Raw genomic sequence first — 15,931 nt, 5'->3', positions numbered from 1 at the left:
TGCGGCGGACGGGCGTAAATCTAAAGGCTTTTGGTTTTCGCAATGTAACCTCCCGTTGGGCATACGGGAAGACCCGATTTTGTGGAGCCACTGAGGAGGGACCTGGATGGGGCGGCCGCGCACACCCCTCCTCGACCGGGAGCGGATCGCCACGGCGGCGCTCGGCATCGTCGACGAGAACGGCGAGTTCAGCGTCCCGCAGGTGGCGCGCAGGCTCGGCGTACAGGCGGGCTCGCTCTACCACCACGTGGAGGGCCGCGACGGCATCGTGGAGCTACTGCGCGAGCGGATCTGCTCCGCGATCGACGAGACGCCGCTGACCTCGGGCCTCCCTTGGGACGAGGCGATCGCCGGGTGGGCCCGCTCGTACCGTGCCGCGTTCGCCGCGCACCCCAAGGCGATCCCGCTCCTGACGACGCACCCGGTGCGGGCGCCGAGGGTCCTCGCGCAGTACGAGCTGGCGGTGGCGCTGCTGCTCGACGCGGGGTTCGCGCTGCCGGACGTGATGCCGGTGATCATCGCCCTGGACAACATGGTGCTCGGCTCGGCGCTGGACATGGCGGCGCCCGACACGATGTGGGAGCCGTCGGAGGAGGGGCGCACTCCGCTGCTGGAGCGGGCTTTGGGCGCCGGGCCCGAGGGGCGCACGGACGCGGCGTTCGAGCTGGCGCTCACCGGGTTCGTGGCGCGGTGCCGGGTGCTGCTGGACGCGTAGGCCGCGTGTAGGGATCGCGTAGGGCGCCGGGACCTTCGTCCCGCGCGTTCACGACCGATGGCATCTGCCGTCGCGGCCCGTCCGAGGGGATCGTCGGAGGTCCAGACCTCGACGGTACGGACGGAGGGCCGGTTTCATGGCACTGGCAACGGCAACGGCAGCGGTACGTAAGGGCGCGAGGGTGGCGGCTCCGGGCGATGAGTCCCACCCCTTCGGCGCGCTCCAGCGCAAGCACGCGTCCGCCGACGAGCGGACGGCCGCGGAGACGGCCCTGGCCCACCGGGGGCCTTCCGGCCTGCCGTGGTTGTCCGGCACGGTCTCCGCGAAGTTGATGTAACACCGTCCCCCGGCCACGGGGCTCCGCCCCGGACCCCGCGCCTCAATCGCCGGCGGGGCTGGATTTGCCCTCCCGCCGCGCGCCCCGTCACCCGCCGTAGAACCACTCCTCCATCACGGCCCGCGCACGCCGCGTCGTACGCCGGTAGTCGTCCAGCATGTCCCCCACGTGCCCGGGGTCGTACCCCAAGTACCGCCCCACGGCCCCGAGTTCACGCCCGTCCGAGGGAAACGTGTCGCCGGGCCTGCCGCGCACCAGCATCACCGCGTTGCGCACGCGCGCGGCGAGGACCCACGCCTCGTCGAGGATCGCCGCGTCCTCGGCGGGGATCAGCTGGGCGGCGCACGCGGCGGCGAGGGCCTCGCGGGTGCGCGTGGTGCGCAGCCCCGGCTCCGCCCACCCGTGCCTCAGCTGAAGCAGCTGCACCGTCCATTCGACGTCGGAAAGACCCCCGCGGCCCAGTTTCGTGTGGAGCGTGGGGTCGGCGCCGCGCGGCATCCGCTCCGACTCCATGCGGGCCTTGAGGCGGCGGATCTCCAGTACGGCGTCGTCGCCGAGGCCTTCGGCGGGGTAGCGCAGCGGGTCGATCAGCTCGATGAACGACCGGCCCAACTCCTCGTCCCCGGCCACGTATTGCGCCCGCAGCAGCGCCTGCGACTCCCAGACCAGGGACCAGCGGCGGTAGTACGCCTCGTAGGACTTGAGCGTGCGCACCAGCGGGCCCGACTTGCCCTCGGGACGCAGGTCCGCGTCGATGAGCAGCGGCGGATCGGCGCTCGGCAGGGCGAGGAGCCTGCGCATCTCGGAGACGACCTTGTTGGCGGCCTGCGCGGCCTCGTGGTCGTCGACGCCCTCACGGGGTTCGTGCACGAACAGCACGTCGGCGTCGGAGCCGTAGCTCAGCTCGTGCCCGCCGAAGCGGCCCATGGCGATGACGGCGAAGCGGGTGGGCAGGGTGTCGCCCCAGCCGTCGCGGACCACGGCGCGCAGCGTCCCGGCGAGCGTGGCGGCCGTCAAGTCCGAGACTGCGGAGCCCACTTGGTCCACCAGGGCGCCCTGGTCGGCGACCGCGGGGGTGTCCTCGGTGCCGTACGAGGCGATGATGTCGGCGGCCGCCGTGCGCAGCAGCTCGCGGCGGCGCACCGCGCGCGCCGAGGTGACCGCCTGTTCGCCGGTGTCCGCGCGCCGCACCGCCGCGAGCGCCTCCTGCTCCAACTGGGCGTGTCCGCGCGGCTCCAGGCCCCGCTCGTCGCCGAGCAGCGCCACCGCTTCGGGGGCGCGCATGAGGAGGTCGGGGGCGAGACGCCCCGCGGACAGGATCCGCGCCAGGTTCTCGGCGGCCGCGCCCTCGTCGCGCAGCAGCCGCAGATACCAGGGCGTCTTGCCCAACGCGTCCGACACGTTGCGGAAGTTGAGGAGTCCCGCGTCGGGGTTGGCCGAATCCGCGAACCAGCCGAGCAGCACCGGGAGCAGCGTGCGCTGGATGGCGGCCTTGCGGCTGACCCCGGAGGCCAGCGCCTCCAGGTGCCGCATCGCGGCGCTCGGGTCGGCATAGCCGAGCGCGACGAGGCGCTCGCGGGCCGCGTCGGCGCGCAACCTGGTCTCGCCGGGGGCGAGTTGGGCGACGGCGTCGAGCAGCGGCCGGTAGAACAGCTTCTCGTGCAGCCGGCGGACGACGGAGGTGTGCCGCCGCCAGGCCCGCTTGAGGTCCGTGATGGGTTCCGTGCGCATGCCCATCGAGCGGCCGATGCGGCGCAGGTCGGCATCGTCCTCCGGGACCAGGTGGGTGCGCCGCAACTTGTAGAGCTGGATGCGGTGTTCGAGGGTGCGCAGGAAACGGTAGGCGTCGTCGAGCTGCACGGCGTCGACCCGGCCCACGTATCCGCCGTCGGCGAGTGCGGCGAGCGCCTTCAGGGTCGTACCGCTGCGCAGCGCGGAGTCCGAGCGGCCGTGCACCAACTGCAGTAGCTGGACGGCGAATTCGACGTCGCGCAGGCCGCCGGGACCGAGCTTCAGCTCACGGTCCACGTCGCCGACGGGGATGTTGGCCACGACCCGCTTGCGCATCTTCTGCACGTCGGGCACGAAGTTCTCCCGCTCGGACACCTGCCACACCATCGGCGACACGGCCGCGACGTACTCCTCGCCGAGGTCCGGGTCGCCCGCGACCGGGCGGGCCTTGAGCAGCGCCTGGAACTCCCAGGTCTTGGCCCAGCGCTGGTAATAGGCGAGGTGCGAGGACAGGGTGCGCACCAGCGGACCGTTGCGCCCTTCCGGCCGCAGATTGGCGTCGACGGGCCAGATGGTGCCCTCGACGGTCGTGTCGGAGCAGATCCGCATCATGTGCGAGGCGAGCCGGGTCGCGGCCTGGATCGCCTTCCCCTCGTCGGCGGACCCGTCGGCGGGCTCCCCGACGAAGATGACGTCGACATCGGACACGTAATTCAGCTCGTGGCCGCCGCACTTGCCCATCGCGATCACGGAGAGCCGACACAGCGCGGCGTCGGCGGGGGACGCCGTGCGGGCGATGGCGAGGGCCGCGCGCAGCGTCGCCGTGGCCAGGTCGGCGAGTTCGGCGGCGGTCTCGGTGATGTCGGTCGTGCCGCACACGTCGCGGGCGGCGATGGACAGCAGGCAGCGCCGGTAGGCGACGCGCAGCGACACCTCGTCGGTGGCCTCGGCGAGCCCCTGCTCGAACTCCTCCACGCCGGGGTGCAGATCGCCCGACTCGTACGTGACCAGGGCCCGCCAGTCCTTGGAGTGCCGGGCGAGGTGGTCGGCGAGCGCCTCGGAGGAGCCGAGCACGCCGAGCAGCCGGTCGCGCAGCGGCTTCGCCGCGACGAGCGTGTCGAGCAGCTCGCGCCGCGCCGTCTCGTCCTCCTGCGCCTCGACCAGCCGGACGAGGCCGAGGAGCGCCAGGTCAGGGTCGGCGGCGCCGCCGAGCGCGTCCAGGAGCAGCGGGTCGGCGCGCACGGCGGACAGGGCGGGGGCGTCGAGCAGCCGTTCGGCGGTGGACGGATCGGTGAAGCCGAGTCGCAGCAGCCGGGTGAAGGTGCTGCTTCTGCGGCCGCCCGTCCACCCTCCCCCTTCGTGCGGCACCGACGTCATTGCCCGGCCTCCTGTTCGATCAACGGTGGCCTTGAGCCTACTGCGCTCCGGGCTGCACCGATGAGTTGTGCGGCCGCGACAGGTCTCCACTCGTGTACGAGTGGCCACGTACACGGAGAGGACCGCCCACGATGCCGTACGACGCCCACACCGGTACTCCGCACACGTCGATCGACCCGCGCTACAGCTCGCCCGGCGCCGAACCCACCTCGTGGGCGGCGGCCGAACGGCTACTGACCGGCGCCGAACTCTTCTGGATCTCCACGGTGCGCCCCGACGGCCGCCCCCACGTCACACCCCTCCTCGCCCTCTGGCAGGACGGATCCCTCCACTTCACCTCCGGCGCACACGAACGCAAGTCACTCAACCTCGCGGAGAACCCAGAGGTCGTCCTCACCACCGGCACGAACACCTGGGCGGCGGGCTTCGACGTGGTGGTGGAGGGCCCGGCGACACGGGTCACGGAGCCGGAACGCCTGCACGCCCTCGCCAAGGCCTGGGAGGAGAAGTACGGCCCGGCCTGGCACTTCGAGGTCCGCCCCGACGGCGCGTTCCAGGGCCGAGAAGGCCCCTCCCTGGTCTTCTCCGTCACCCCGACCACGGTCTTCGGCTTCGGCAAGGGCGAGGAGTTCACCCAGACCCGCTGGCAATTCGGGTGACCACCCGCCGCCGCCGGGCCGGAACCGACAATTCGCCCCTACCTTTGCCTCCATGGACATGACCCTGGAAGTGATCACCATCCCGGTCTCGGACATCGACCGGGCCAAGGCCTTCTACGTCGACAAGGTCGGCTTCCACTGCGACATCGACACCGAAGTGATGCCGGGCGCCCGCGTCGTCCAGCTCACGCCCCCGGGTTCCGGCTGCTCGATCGCCCTCGCCTCCGGCATCCCGAGCCCCACAGGCACGGCGGCCCCCGGCACGTACCACGGCATGCAACTCGTCGTCACCGACATCAAGGCGGCCCACGAGGAACTTCGCGCCCGCGGCCTCGACGTCTCCGAACCGATCCAGTACGCCCCCGACGACGGCGGCACCTTCATGCACTTCACGGACCCCGACGGCAACGGCTGGGCCATCCAGGAATACCGCAAACGCTCCACGGTCCCCTTGCGGGACACGCTGTGACCAAAGGGGCGCGCCACACCAATGCGCGCCCCTGACCTGCCCCTACAGCACCGGCAGGTTCTTCCTCAGCTCGAACGCCGTGACCTCCGAGCGGTACTCCTCCCACTCCTGCTTCTTGTTGCGCAGGAAGAAGTCGTAGACGTGCTCCCCCAGCGTCTCGGCGACGAGTTCGCTGCGTTCCATCAGGGTGATCGCCTCGCCGAGGTTCTGGGGGAGCGGTTCGATGCCCATGGCGCGGCGTTCCGCGTCGGAGAGGGCCCAGACGTCGTCGTCGGCGCCCGGAGGGAGTTCGTAGCCCTCTTCGATGCCCTTGAGGCCGGCCGCCAGGAGGACCGCGTAGGTGAGGTACGGGTTGGCGCCGGAGTCGATGGAGCGGACCTCGACGCGGGCCGAGCCCGTCTTGCCGGGCTTGTACATCGGGACGCGGATGAGGGCCGAGCGGTTGTTGTGGCCCCAGCAGATGTAGGACGGGGCCTCGCCGCCGGCGCCCGCCGTGCGCTCCGAGCCGCCCCAGATGCGCTTGTAGGAGTTCACCCACTGGTTGGTGACCGCCGAGATCTCCGCCGCGTGGCGCAGCAGGCCCGCGATGAAGGAGCGGCCGACCTTGGACAGCTGGTACTCGGCGCCCGACTCGTAGAACGCGTTCCGGTCGCCCTCGAAGAGCGAGAGGTGCGTGTGCATACCGCTGCCGGGGTGCTCGGAGAACGGCTTGGGCATGAAGGTGGCCTGGACGCCCTGTTCCAGTGCCACCTGCTTCATGACCAGGCGGAACGTCATGATGTTGTCCGCCGTGGAGAGCGCATCGGCGTAGCGGAGGTCGATCTCCTGCTGGCCCGGCGCGCCCTCGTGGTGGCTGAACTCGACCGAGATGCCCATCGACTCGAGCATGGTGATCGCCTGGCGGCGGAAGTCCATGCCCACGTTCTGCGGGGTGTGGTCGAAGTAGCCGGAGGTGTCCGCGGGCACCGGGCGGGTGCCGTCCAGCGGCTTGTCCTTGAGCAGGAAGAACTCGATCTCGGGGTGGGTGTAGAAGGTGAAGCCGAGGTCCGAGGTCTTGGCCAGGGCCCGCTTCAGGACGTAGCGCGGGTCGGCGAAGGACGGCGAGCCGTCGGGCATCAGGATGTCGCAGAACATGCGCGCCGTGCCGGGGGCCTCCGCCCGCCACGGCAGGACCTGGAAGGTGCCCGGGTCCGGCTTGGCGATCATGTCGGACTCGTAGACCCGGGCGAAGCCCTCGATCGCCGAGCCGTCGAAGCCGATGCCCTCGTCGAACGCCTGTTCCAGCTCGGCCGGAGCCACGGCCACCGACTTGAGGAAGCCCAGCACGTCCGTGAACCACAGACGTACGAACCGGATGTCGCGCTCCTCAAGGGTACGGAGCACGAATTCCTGCTGCTTGTCCATCTCTCGCTTCCACCCATCCTTGCTGGTCAGGCCTGCTGCTCCCATGCCGCCCAGAGGGCCTGGTCACATCCCACCACACGACCGTTTCCGACGCGTTGCCGACCTTGATCGCCACTGATCGGCCGGTGATGTGTTCATAGTGCCTGTCGAACGCCCCTGGGTCATAGTGCCCGCCCTGCGAGCCGTGCCGCCGGGCGGCCGGCGCGGCACCGCACGACGGGCGGCGGGCCGACCCCTGATGCCCCCAAATCGGCCTATCGCGACCGTAGTTGAGCCGACTTGACGTCTTCTTGATCGTCCCATTTCCCCCGCGTGAACGGTTGTTGGCAAGAGTGGGCCTTTCTGCGTGTGCATTACACATGCACCCCAGCGTCTCCAGCACCTCTATCCAGGGGGGACCACATGAGATCCAACCGCGGCGCACGCCGCACCCGGGCAGGCCTGAGCATCGCGGCCACCCTTCCGCTGCTCGCCGGCGCCCTCGCACTCGCCGCGCCGGCCCACGCCCAGCCGGCCCGCGACACCCTCTCCGGCACCAAGCCGCTGTGGGCCACCGGGTCCGCCGACAAGGGCGCCACCGCGGACGGCGGCAAGGTCACCGCGCGCGTCTACCTCGCCGGCCGGGACGCCAAGGGCCTCGCCTCGTACGCGAAGTCCGTGGCCGACCCGTCGTCCGCGCAGTACCAGAAGTATCTGAGCGCCAAGGAGGCGCGCAGCCGCTTCGGGGCGACGAAAGAGCAGATATCCGAGGTCACGGCCTGGCTGAAGTCCGCGGGCCTGACCGTGACCGGATCCACCACGCACTACCTCTCCGTTTCGGGCGACGTCGCCGCCACCGAGAAGGCCTTCGGCACCCAGCTGCACGACTACACCAAGGGCGGCCACACCTACCGCGCCCCGTCCGGCGCCGCCTCCGTGCCCGCATCCCTCGACGGCGCCGTGCTCACCGTGACCGGCCTGGACAGCGCCCCGCACAAGGCGACGAAGCAGGACCAGCTGCCGCCGCCGAGCGCCGTGTTCCGCAACGCGGGCCCGTTCTCCACGTACTACGGCTCCAAGACCGCGACCACGCTCCCGGACGCGTACGGCACCAAGGTCCCGTACGCCCCGAAGGGCTACACCGGCAAGCAGCTGCGCGCCGCGTACGGCGCCGGCAAGGCGACCGGCAAGGGTGTGAAGGTCGCGATCACCGACGCGTACGCCTCGCCGACCATCGCCAAGGACGCGGCGACGTACGCGAAGAAGCACGGTGACGCGCCGTACAGCACACGGCAGTTGAAGCAGGTGCTGCCGAAGAAGTACACGAGGACCAAGGAGTGCGACGCGGCCGGCTGGTACGGCGAGGAGACCCTCGACGTCGAGGCCGTGCACGCGATGGCTCCGGCCGCCGACATCACGTACGTGGGCGCCGCCTCCTGCTACGACGACGATCTGCTCGACTCGCTCGGCAAGGTCGTCGACGACCACCTCGCCGACATCGTCTCCAACTCCTGGGGCGACATCGAGGCCAACCAGACGCCCGAACTGGCCGCCGCCTACGACCAGGTGTTCCAGCTCGGCGCCGTCGAGGGCATCGGCTTCTACTTCTCGTCCGGCGACAACGGCGACAACGTCGCGTCGACGGGTACGAAGCAGGTCGACACGCCCGCCAACTCGGCGTGGGTGACGGCGGTCGGCGGCACCTCGCTCGCCGTCGGCAAGGGCGACACGTACCAGTGGGAGACCGGCTGGGGCACGCTGAAGTCCAACTTGGCCGCGGACGGCAAGAGTTGGACGGACTTCCCGGGCGCGTACAACTCGGGCGCGGGCGGCGGCACCAGCAAGACGGTCGCACAGCCCGACTACCAGAAGGGCGTCGTGCCGGACGCGCTGGCGAAGGCGAACGGCGGCACGCACCGCGTCGTCCCGGACATCTCCGCCATCGCCGACCCCAACACCGGCTTCCTGGTGGGCCAGACGCAGACGCTGCCCGACGGCACGCAGGGCTACGACGAGTACCGCATCGGCGGCACCTCGCTGGCCGCGCCCGTGGTCGCCGGTGTGCAGGCGCTGGCGCAGCAGACCGGCGGCGGCAAGCCGCTCGGCTTCGCGAACCCGGCGATCTACGACCGGTACGGTTCGGCCAAGTACCACGACGTGGTCGACAAGCCGACCGGCAAGGACCTCGCCGTGGCGCGCGTCGACTTCGCGAACAGCTACGACGCGTCACAGGGCCTGCTCACCTCGGTGCGCAGCCTCGGCAAGGACGCCTCGCTGAAGGCCGTCAGGGGCTACGACGACGTGACGGGGGTCGGCTCGCCGGCTCCGGGTTACGTGAACTCGTACCGCCGCTGACCGAAGGCGCCTCGGCGGCGGGTGGGCGCTCACCTCGCCGCCGGGGCTCAGCCCTGTTCGCCGATGACCGGGTCCCTGTGGTCCGGGTGGATCCAGCTCGGCTTGCGGAACTTGAGGAACGCGACCGGCGCCGCGATGCCGAGGACGAGCAGACCGCCGCCGACGATCAGCAGATAGCGCCACAGCGGCCCGGTGTCGTACTGGTCCGGCGGTACGAAGCCGATGACGAGCGCGAGCACCGAGGCCACGAACCCGACGCCCGCGACGGCGGTGACCGCCGGGACGACGAAGCCGCGCGGCACGTCCGGCTGCGAGCGCCGCAGTCGCACCACGGCCACGAACATCAGCAGATACGCGACCAGATAGATCTGGATCGTGATGACGGAGAACATCCAGTACTGACTGGAGACGTTGTCACTGAACGCGTAAAGCACGCCGATGAGGGTCGTCAGCACACCCTGAGCGATCATCACGTTCTGCGGAACGCCGTACTTGTTGAACTTCTGCAGGAACGGCGGCAGATACCCCTCCTGGCGGGACAGCAGCACGAGCCCCTTCGCCGGTCCGGCCAGCCACGTGAGCATGCCGCCGAGCGCCGCGCACACCAGCATCACGCCGACGATCCGCGTCATCCAGCCGACCCCGAAGTGGTCGAAGAACGCCTGGAACGCCTGCATCAGACCTGCGGTCAGGCTGAGTTGCTTCGCGGGCATGACCCAGCTGATGGCGAGGGCGGGCAGGATGAAGATCAGGAGTACGAGTCCCGTGGCGAGGAAGATCGAGCGCGGATACTCGGCGCGCGGATGCCGTAGGGAGGAGACATGCACACCGTTCATCTCCATGCCCGCGTAGGACAGGAAGTTGTTGACGATGAGCACGAGGCTGGCGAGGCCGGTCCACGGCGGCAGCCAGTGACTTCCGTCCATGGGGGCGGCGGACGGGTTGCCCTGCCCGAGGAAGACGATCCCGAGCACGACGAGTACGACGCCGGGGACGAGCGTGCCGATGATGAGCCCGAGGGACGACAGGCCCGCGATGGTCTTCGTCCCGCGTGAACTCACGTACACACCCGCCCAGTACAGGACGACGATGCAGATCGCGACGTACAGGCCGTTCTCGGCGAGGCTCGGGTGGATGACGTACGCGAAGGTGGACGCCACGTAGGCGAGCAGGCTCGGGTAGTACGCGATGGTCATGGCGAACTGGCACCACACCGCGATGAACCCGAGCGGCTTGCCGAGCGCCTCGCTGACCCAGCGGTAGATGCCGCCGGTCCAGCCGGAGGCCAGTTCGGCGCCGACGAGGGCGGTGGGCAGCAGGAAGACGACGGCCGGGAGCAGATAGAGGAAGATCGCGGCGAGTCCGTAGAGCGCCATGGAGGGCGAGGGCCGCAGGCTGGCGACGGAGGCCGTGGTCATCAGGCCGAGGGTGACCCAGGAGATGAACTGTTTGCGGGTGCCGTCGTCCGACGCGACCGGTTCCACCGATTGCCCGTGCCCCGAATTGTCCGTTGTCGTCATGGGCTCATGATCGGCTCGGGACGAGGAGGGCGCACCTTCGTCGGATACCGGTAGGGGGTAAGGTGCCGGACATGGCGAGGACGAGGAGCGGCACGGGGCGGTGGCAGCGGTTGCTGCTGTTCGCGGCGTTGCTCTTCGGGATCGTGGTGATGCATACGTTGGGGCATCCGGCGGGGCATCCGGCGGGGCACGACGGGGCGATGCCGATGGGGAGCGCGCAGGTCGCGATGGCCGAGCACGGCTCCCCGCACGGTTCCGCCGCCACGATTCACGAGCGCCCCGACTCCCCCGGTCACGGCGGTATGGACCCGCTGAACGTATGCCTGGCGGTGCTCGGCTCGTTCACGCTGCTGTTGCTGACGGCGGCGGTGCTGCGCCCGCTGCTCGTGGCGGCGGCTCCGGGGCCGCGCGCCCGTGGGCTGTCCTTCGCCCAGCGGCCCAACCCGCCCCCTCCCCGAAGTCTCCTGTCCCTGCTGTCGGTGCTGCGCATTTAGGCCTGCGCCCGGTTTCGCGCGCCTGAATTCACCTTCACCGACAGCGAGGTACACACGCATGCGCAAGGAGACTCCGCGCACCCCCACCCGACGCACCCTGCTCGGCGCGGCGGTCGCCGTGGCCGGGGCGGGCACCCTGGCGGCCTGTTCCGGCTCGTCCGCCGGCCACGACGGCCACGGAACGGCCGACGCCGCACCGCGGGGCTACGTCGATCCCGCGGGCAAGGAGGTCGCCGCCGCCGAGAAGGAGCGTGGCTCCGACGGCCGGGTCCGCGAGGTCCGGCTCACGGCCGCCGCGACCCGGCTCGACCTGGGCGACCGCACCGTCAAGTCCTGGTCGTACGGCGGCGACCTGCCCGGCGAGGAGGTCCGGGTCACGGCCGGCGACACGCTCGCCCTCACCCTCGCCAACCACCTCCCCGAGCCCACGTCGATGCACTGGCACGGCATCGCGCTGCGCAACGACATGGACGGGGTACCGGGCCTGACCCAGAAGTCCGTGGCACCCGGCGCCGACTTCACGTACCGCTTCAAGGTCGCGCACCCCGGCACGTACTGGTTCCACCCGCACTCGGGCACGCAGCAGGACCGCGGTCTGTACGCGCCGCTGATCGTGGAGGACCCGAAGGAGCCGCTCTCCTACGACAAGGAGTGGGTGGTCGTCCTCGACGACTGGGTCGACGGGGTGGCCGGTTCGACGCCGGACGCGGTGCTGAAGGAGCTGCGCTCGGGGATGGACCACGGGAGCGGTTCCGGCGGTTCGAACGGCGGCCACTCCGGCCACTCCGGCCACGACATGCCGGGGATGGAGGGCATGTCGATGCGCTCGACCCGGACGGAGGAGTCCCCCGCACCCTCCGGATCCTCCTCCGGCCCCTCCCGCATGATGATGGGCGCGAAGAGCGACCTCCTGGGCGGGGACGCGGGTGACGTGAAGTACCCGCACTATCTGGTCAACGGCCGTACGCCCGAGGCCCCTTCATCGTTCAAGGCCCGCCCCGGCGACCGCATCCGGATCCGGTTCATCAACGCGGGCGGCGACACGGCGTTCCGCGTCGCGCTCGGCGGCCACGAGATGACGGTGACGCACACGGACGGCTTCCCGGTGCGGCACGCGAAGACGGAGGCGCTGCTGCTGGGGATGGGCGAGCGGTACGACGTGCTGGTGACGGCGGGCGACGGGGTGTTCCCACTGACGGCGCTTGCGGAGGGCAAGAAGGCGTCGGGGATGGCGGTACTGCGCACGGGCTCGGGTTCGACACCGCCCCCGTCCGTACGCCCCAAGGAGTTGGACGGCCGCCTGCTCACGGCGGACAAGCTCCGCTCGGCCGACTCGGTGACCCTGCCCTCCCGCAAGCCGGACCGCACGATCAAGCTGCGGCTGACCGGCGGGATGGCCAAGTACGACTGGGCGTTCAACAAGAAGCCGTACGACCCGGACGAGCGCTACCCGGTGCGCGCGGGCGAGCGGATCCGCCTCGTCTTCGCCAACGCGACGTCGATGTGGCACCCGGTCCACCTGCACGGCCACACGTTCGCCCTGCCGAACGGCCCCCGCAAGGACACCGCGATCGTCCTCCCGAACCGCACCCTGACCGCCGACTTCGACGCGGACAACCCCGGCCTGTGGATGCTCCACTGCCACAACGTGTACCACTCGGAGGCGGGCATGATGACGGTTCTGGGCTACCGCGGCTGACCACCGCAAACGACTAAGGGGCGGGACACACGCGTGTGTCCCGCCCCTTGCCGGACGCGCCTCAGGAACCGGCCGTGGCGAACCGGTCGACGGTGAGGACCTTGGCGGTGATGGTCCCGTCGGGGACCTGCTCGATGCCTACAGCCTGGGTGTCCACTTCCTGTCCGGCCGCCACGGCGTTCTCAGACGCCACGCCCGTGTCGATGCGCTTGCCATTGGCGTCGAGGAACTCCACCTCGACCCAGTAGTCCGAGGTCTTGGACGAGTTGTTCGTGATGGTCACGTCCACCTGCGCGCTACCGAGCGAGTCCGTCGTGACCGAGCCCAGATCGATGTCGTTCTTGGGCTTGTTCGTCTTGTTCGACGACACCGACAGCGGGTCGTCCTTCTTGGCGTCGCTCTCCGAGCTCTTGGCGGCCGAGGAGGAGGCCTTCGACTCCGCCTCGGCCGGCTCCCCACCGCTCGCGGCGGCAATCGTGCCGCCGACGATGGCGAGACCGGCCACGCCGGTCACGAACTTGTGGCGCCGGACCCAGGGCTTCTTCTTGGGCTCCTGCGGGGAGGGGGCGGCGGCGTACTCAGGCGTGGTCATGGTGAGCTGGCTTTCTACGGCTTCGCAAGGGACACGTAACCGTAATCCCGAAAAACCCCACAGAAAGCGGGCAGAAGGGCCTTACGTGTAAGGCCCAATTTCCCCTCCTGTCAGCGCCGCACCGTCTCCTGCTCCGTCGGGACGTGGGAGGCCACCAAGCGGCCCGGGGTCGCTGTGGCGCGGCCGCGGTCCACCGCGTACGCGACCGAGGCGACGCCCACGCCGAGGACGGCGAGGGCGGCGCCTGCGAGGGCCGGGGAGGTTACGGCGAAGCCCGCGGCGAGGGTGAGGCCGCCGATCCAGGCGCCGCCGGCGTTGGCCAGGTTGAAGGCGGCCTGGTTGGCGGACGAGGCGAGGGAGGGGGCCGCGGAGGCCTTCTCCATCACGATCAGCTGGAGCGGGGAGCCCGTCGTGAACGCCGCCATGCCGAGGAGGAAGACCGCGAGCGCCGCGCTCCACTCCGTACGCATGAGGAGCGGGAAGAGGGCGAGGACCACGGCCAGTGAGGTCAGGCCGCCGAAGAGCGTGCGGCGCAGGGAGTGGTCCGCGAGGCGGCCGCCCATCAGGTTGCCGATCGTGGCGCCGATGCCGAAGAGCGCGAGCAGCAGCGTCACGGACGCGTCCGCGAAGCCCGCCGCGTCCGTGAGCATCGGCGTGATGTAGCTGTACGCGGCGAAGAGCGCGCCGAAGCCGGCGACCGTCGTGCCGAGCGCGAGCCAGACCGGGAGGGACTTCAGGGCGCGCAGCTCGCCCCGCAGACCCGCCGCCGTCTCGCCGTGGCCGTGGTCCGCCGGGACCAGCGCGAGGAGCGCGGCGATCGCGACGAGCCCGATCGCGCTGACCGCGAGGAACGTGGCGCGCCAGCCCAGCTGCTGCCCCATCGCCGTCGCGGCGGGCACGCCGACGACGTTGGCGATGGTCAGGCCGAGGAACATGAGCGAGACCGAACGGGCCTTGCGCTCCGGCGCGACGAGCGACGTCGCCACCACCGCGCCGACGCCGAAGAACGCTCCGTGCGGCAGCCCGCTCACGAAGCGGGCGAGCATGAGCGAGTGGTAGTCGGGGGCCGCCGCCGAGACCGCGTTGCCGACGACGAACAGCGCCATCAGGCCGATGAGGACGCGACGGCGCGGCATCCGCGCGGTGACCGCGGCGAGCAGCGGCGCGCCGATGACCACACCGAGCGCGTACGCGGAGACAAGGTGTCCGGCGGACGGGATCGATATGTCCAGGTCGCCTGCGACATTGGGCAGCAGGCCCATGATGACGAACTCGGTCGTGCCGATGCCGAAGGCGCCCACGGCGAGCGCGAGCAGGGCGAGGGGCATGAAGGAACTTTCGTGTGGCGATGGGCGTGAGACGTGGGTGTGCAAGGCGTAAGTTTACTTGCGGAACAAAGTCTCGCCCGTCGACTATTCCGCGAGTATTCCGCGAGGTTAAGACGCCGTGACAGGCGGTGGACCAGTGAACGTCACAGATCGACGCGCGCCGCGATCGGCAGGTGGTCGCTCCCGGTCGCCGGCAGCGTCCACGACGTGACCGGCTCCACACCCTTGACCATGATCTGGTCGATCCGCGCCATCGGGAACGCGGCCGGCCAGCTGAACCCGAAGCCGCTGCCCGCCGCGCCCTGCGTCGACCGCATCTGCGCGGTGACCCCGTTCAGCGCGCGGTCGTTCATGGTGCCGTTCAGATCGCCGAGGAGGACGACCTTCTCGATCGGCTCGTCGGCGATCGCCTCACCGAGCGCGTCCGCGCTCTTGTCGCGCTGGCTCGCGGTGAAGCCGGAGTTGAGCTTCACACGCACCGACGGCAGATGCGCGACGTACACCGCGACCTTGCCCTGCGGCGTCGCGACGGTCGCGCGCAGCGCCCGCTTCCAGCCCAGCTTGATGTCGACGGCCTTGGTGTCCGAGAGCGGGTACTTGCTCCACAGCCCGACCGTGCCCTGGACCGTGTGGTACGGGTAGGCCTTCGCGAGCGCGTCCCGGTACGACGGCAGCGCCTGCGCCGTCACCTCCTCCAGCGCGACGACCTGCGCGCCGGACGCGGCGACGTCCTTCGCGGTGCCGGCCGGGTCGGAGTTCTCCGCGTTCACGTTGTGCGTGACGACGGTCAGATCGCCGCCGCTGCCCGTCTTGTCGGTGAGCAGCCCGCCGAACAGGTTGAACCAGACGATCGCCGGAGCCAGCACCGCGATCACCGCGGTCGCCGACTTCCGTACGAGACCCAGGACGAGCAGCACCGGAATGAAGACGCCGAGCCACGGCAGGAACGTCTCGGTCAGGGAGCCGAGGTTGCCGACGGTGTTGGGGATCTGCGCGTGCAGCAGCATGACGAGCGCGAGCAGGATCGCGAGCACCGCGAGGACGATGCCGCGCCGCCAGTGACCGCGGCCGCTCAGCGGACGGCCGCCCTGGGGTCGCAGCCGGGCCGCCCCCGGTCCGGTGGACCCGGTTCCGCTGCCGTCGCCGCCCTTGTACGCCTGCGCCATGCCGTCGTCGCCTCACTGCCTGCCGTGCCCGCTGCCCCCGCCAAACAGTAGGCGATGAGCAGCGGCTTTCCGTTCCGTCACGTCCGCGCTGCCGAGCACGGACGTC

Annotated in this window: 13 protein-coding genes; 7 read left to right on the top strand and 6 right to left on the bottom strand. The window is 70.6% G+C overall.

Annotated features, from left to right (window positions below):
* Positions 1–106 precede the first annotated feature (106 nt).
* Positions 107–715, top strand: coding sequence for a TetR/AcrR family transcriptional regulator (locus ACOKM3_RS28970; protein WP_426903957.1), 609 nt, complete (start codon positions 107–109; stop codon positions 713–715).
* 136 nt (positions 716–851) lie between these two features.
* Positions 852–1,052 carry a hypothetical protein gene (locus ACOKM3_RS28965; RefSeq protein WP_426903956.1) on the top strand — a complete coding sequence of 67 codons (201 nt, stop codon included), beginning with the start codon at positions 852–854 and terminating at the stop codon, positions 1,050–1,052.
* Positions 1,053–1,139: 87 nt separating this feature from the next.
* Here ACOKM3_RS28965 and ACOKM3_RS28960 read toward each other — a convergent pair whose 3' ends face one another.
* Positions 1,140–4,160 carry a bifunctional [glutamine synthetase] adenylyltransferase/[glutamine synthetase]-adenylyl-L-tyrosine phosphorylase gene (locus ACOKM3_RS28960; RefSeq protein ID WP_426903955.1) on the bottom strand — a complete coding sequence of 1,007 codons (3,021 nt, stop codon included), beginning with the start codon at positions 4,158–4,160 and terminating at the stop codon, positions 1,140–1,142.
* A 131-nt stretch (positions 4,161–4,291) separates the two neighbouring features.
* Between ACOKM3_RS28960 and ACOKM3_RS28955 the strand changes: the two genes are divergently transcribed.
* Complete coding sequence (locus ACOKM3_RS28955) at positions 4,292–4,819, top strand: pyridoxamine 5'-phosphate oxidase family protein (RefSeq protein ID WP_426903954.1); 528 nt, start codon at positions 4,292–4,294, stop codon at positions 4,817–4,819.
* Between the two features lie 52 nt (positions 4,820–4,871).
* Positions 4,872–5,288, top strand: coding sequence for a VOC family protein (locus tag ACOKM3_RS28950; protein ID WP_426903953.1), 417 nt, complete (start codon positions 4,872–4,874; stop codon positions 5,286–5,288).
* A gap of 42 nt (positions 5,289–5,330) precedes the next feature.
* On the opposite strand, the gene ACOKM3_RS28945 is transcribed toward ACOKM3_RS28950, so the two are convergent.
* Positions 5,331–6,692 carry a glutamine synthetase family protein gene (locus ACOKM3_RS28945; RefSeq protein WP_403857271.1) on the bottom strand — a complete coding sequence of 454 codons (1,362 nt, stop codon included), beginning with the start codon at positions 6,690–6,692 and terminating at the stop codon, positions 5,331–5,333.
* 402 nt (positions 6,693–7,094) lie between these two features.
* Here ACOKM3_RS28945 and ACOKM3_RS28940 point away from each other — a divergent pair, with 402 nt between their 5' ends.
* Complete coding sequence (locus ACOKM3_RS28940; RefSeq protein WP_426903952.1) at positions 7,095–9,026, top strand: S53 family peptidase; 1,932 nt, start codon at positions 7,095–7,097, stop codon at positions 9,024–9,026.
* A gap of 47 nt (positions 9,027–9,073) precedes the next feature.
* Here the strand turns inward: ACOKM3_RS28940 and ACOKM3_RS28935 are convergent, their stop codons facing one another.
* Positions 9,074–10,546 carry an APC family permease gene (locus tag ACOKM3_RS28935; protein WP_426903951.1) on the bottom strand — a complete coding sequence of 491 codons (1,473 nt, stop codon included), beginning with the start codon at positions 10,544–10,546 and terminating at the stop codon, positions 9,074–9,076.
* Between the two features lie 71 nt (positions 10,547–10,617).
* On the opposite strand from ACOKM3_RS28935, the gene ACOKM3_RS28930 reads away from it, so the two are divergent.
* Complete coding sequence (locus tag ACOKM3_RS28930) at positions 10,618–11,040, top strand: DUF6153 family protein (RefSeq protein ID WP_426903950.1); 423 nt, start codon at positions 10,618–10,620, stop codon at positions 11,038–11,040.
* Positions 11,041–11,098: 58 nt separating this feature from the next.
* Positions 11,099–12,739 carry a multicopper oxidase family protein gene (locus ACOKM3_RS28925; RefSeq protein WP_426903949.1) on the top strand — a complete coding sequence of 547 codons (1,641 nt, stop codon included), beginning with the start codon at positions 11,099–11,101 and terminating at the stop codon, positions 12,737–12,739.
* A gap of 61 nt (positions 12,740–12,800) precedes the next feature.
* Here the strand turns inward: ACOKM3_RS28925 and ACOKM3_RS28920 are convergent, their stop codons facing one another.
* The 3 genes from ACOKM3_RS28920 to ACOKM3_RS28910 form a co-directional block, all read right to left on the bottom strand.
* On the bottom strand, positions 12,801–13,331 hold the full coding sequence (locus tag ACOKM3_RS28920; protein WP_426903948.1) for an FxLYD domain-containing protein: 531 nt from the start codon (positions 13,329–13,331) through the stop codon (positions 12,801–12,803).
* Between the two features lie 110 nt (positions 13,332–13,441).
* Positions 13,442–14,659: an MFS transporter gene (locus ACOKM3_RS28915; RefSeq protein WP_426903947.1), complete on the bottom strand. Its 1,218-nt coding sequence runs from the start codon at positions 14,657–14,659 to the stop codon at positions 13,442–13,444.
* Between the two features lie 143 nt (positions 14,660–14,802).
* On the bottom strand, positions 14,803–15,825 hold the full coding sequence (locus ACOKM3_RS28910) for an endonuclease/exonuclease/phosphatase family protein (protein WP_426903946.1): 1,023 nt from the start codon (positions 15,823–15,825) through the stop codon (positions 14,803–14,805).
* Positions 15,826–15,931 lie beyond the last annotated feature (106 nt).

The organism is Streptomyces nidicola, assembly GCF_050106155.1.
Taxonomy (GTDB): domain Bacteria; phylum Actinomycetota; class Actinomycetes; order Streptomycetales; family Streptomycetaceae; genus Streptomyces.
The sequence above is the reverse complement of the archived record's forward strand: the minus strand, read 5'-3'. Positions and strand labels throughout refer to the sequence as shown.

Excerpts from the sequence above, each read along its gene's own strand:
- ACOKM3_RS28970 (WP_426903957.1), top strand. The coding sequence starts at position 107 with ATGGGGCGGCCGCGCACACCCCTCCTCGACCGGGAGCGGATCGCCACG.
- ACOKM3_RS28965 (WP_426903956.1), top strand. The coding sequence starts at position 852 with ATGGCACTGGCAACGGCAACGGCAGCGGTACGTAAGGGCGCGAGGGTG.
- ACOKM3_RS28960 (WP_426903955.1), bottom strand. The coding sequence starts at position 4,160 with ATGACGTCGGTGCCGCACGAAGGGGGAGGGTGGACGGGCGGCCGCAGA.
- ACOKM3_RS28955 (WP_426903954.1), top strand. The coding sequence starts at position 4,292 with ATGCCGTACGACGCCCACACCGGTACTCCGCACACGTCGATCGACCCG.
- ACOKM3_RS28950 (WP_426903953.1), top strand. The coding sequence starts at position 4,872 with ATGGACATGACCCTGGAAGTGATCACCATCCCGGTCTCGGACATCGAC.
- ACOKM3_RS28945 (WP_403857271.1), bottom strand. The coding sequence starts at position 6,692 with ATGGACAAGCAGCAGGAATTCGTGCTCCGTACCCTTGAGGAGCGCGAC.
- ACOKM3_RS28940 (WP_426903952.1), top strand. The coding sequence starts at position 7,095 with ATGAGATCCAACCGCGGCGCACGCCGCACCCGGGCAGGCCTGAGCATC.
- ACOKM3_RS28935 (WP_426903951.1), bottom strand. The coding sequence starts at position 10,546 with ATGACGACAACGGACAATTCGGGGCACGGGCAATCGGTGGAACCGGTC.
- ACOKM3_RS28930 (WP_426903950.1), top strand. The coding sequence starts at position 10,618 with ATGGCGAGGACGAGGAGCGGCACGGGGCGGTGGCAGCGGTTGCTGCTG.
- ACOKM3_RS28925 (WP_426903949.1), top strand. The coding sequence starts at position 11,099 with ATGCGCAAGGAGACTCCGCGCACCCCCACCCGACGCACCCTGCTCGGC.
- ACOKM3_RS28920 (WP_426903948.1), bottom strand. The coding sequence starts at position 13,331 with ATGACCACGCCTGAGTACGCCGCCGCCCCCTCCCCGCAGGAGCCCAAG.
- ACOKM3_RS28915 (WP_426903947.1), bottom strand. The coding sequence starts at position 14,659 with ATGCCCCTCGCCCTGCTCGCGCTCGCCGTGGGCGCCTTCGGCATCGGC.
- ACOKM3_RS28910 (WP_426903946.1), bottom strand. The coding sequence starts at position 15,825 with ATGGCGCAGGCGTACAAGGGCGGCGACGGCAGCGGAACCGGGTCCACC.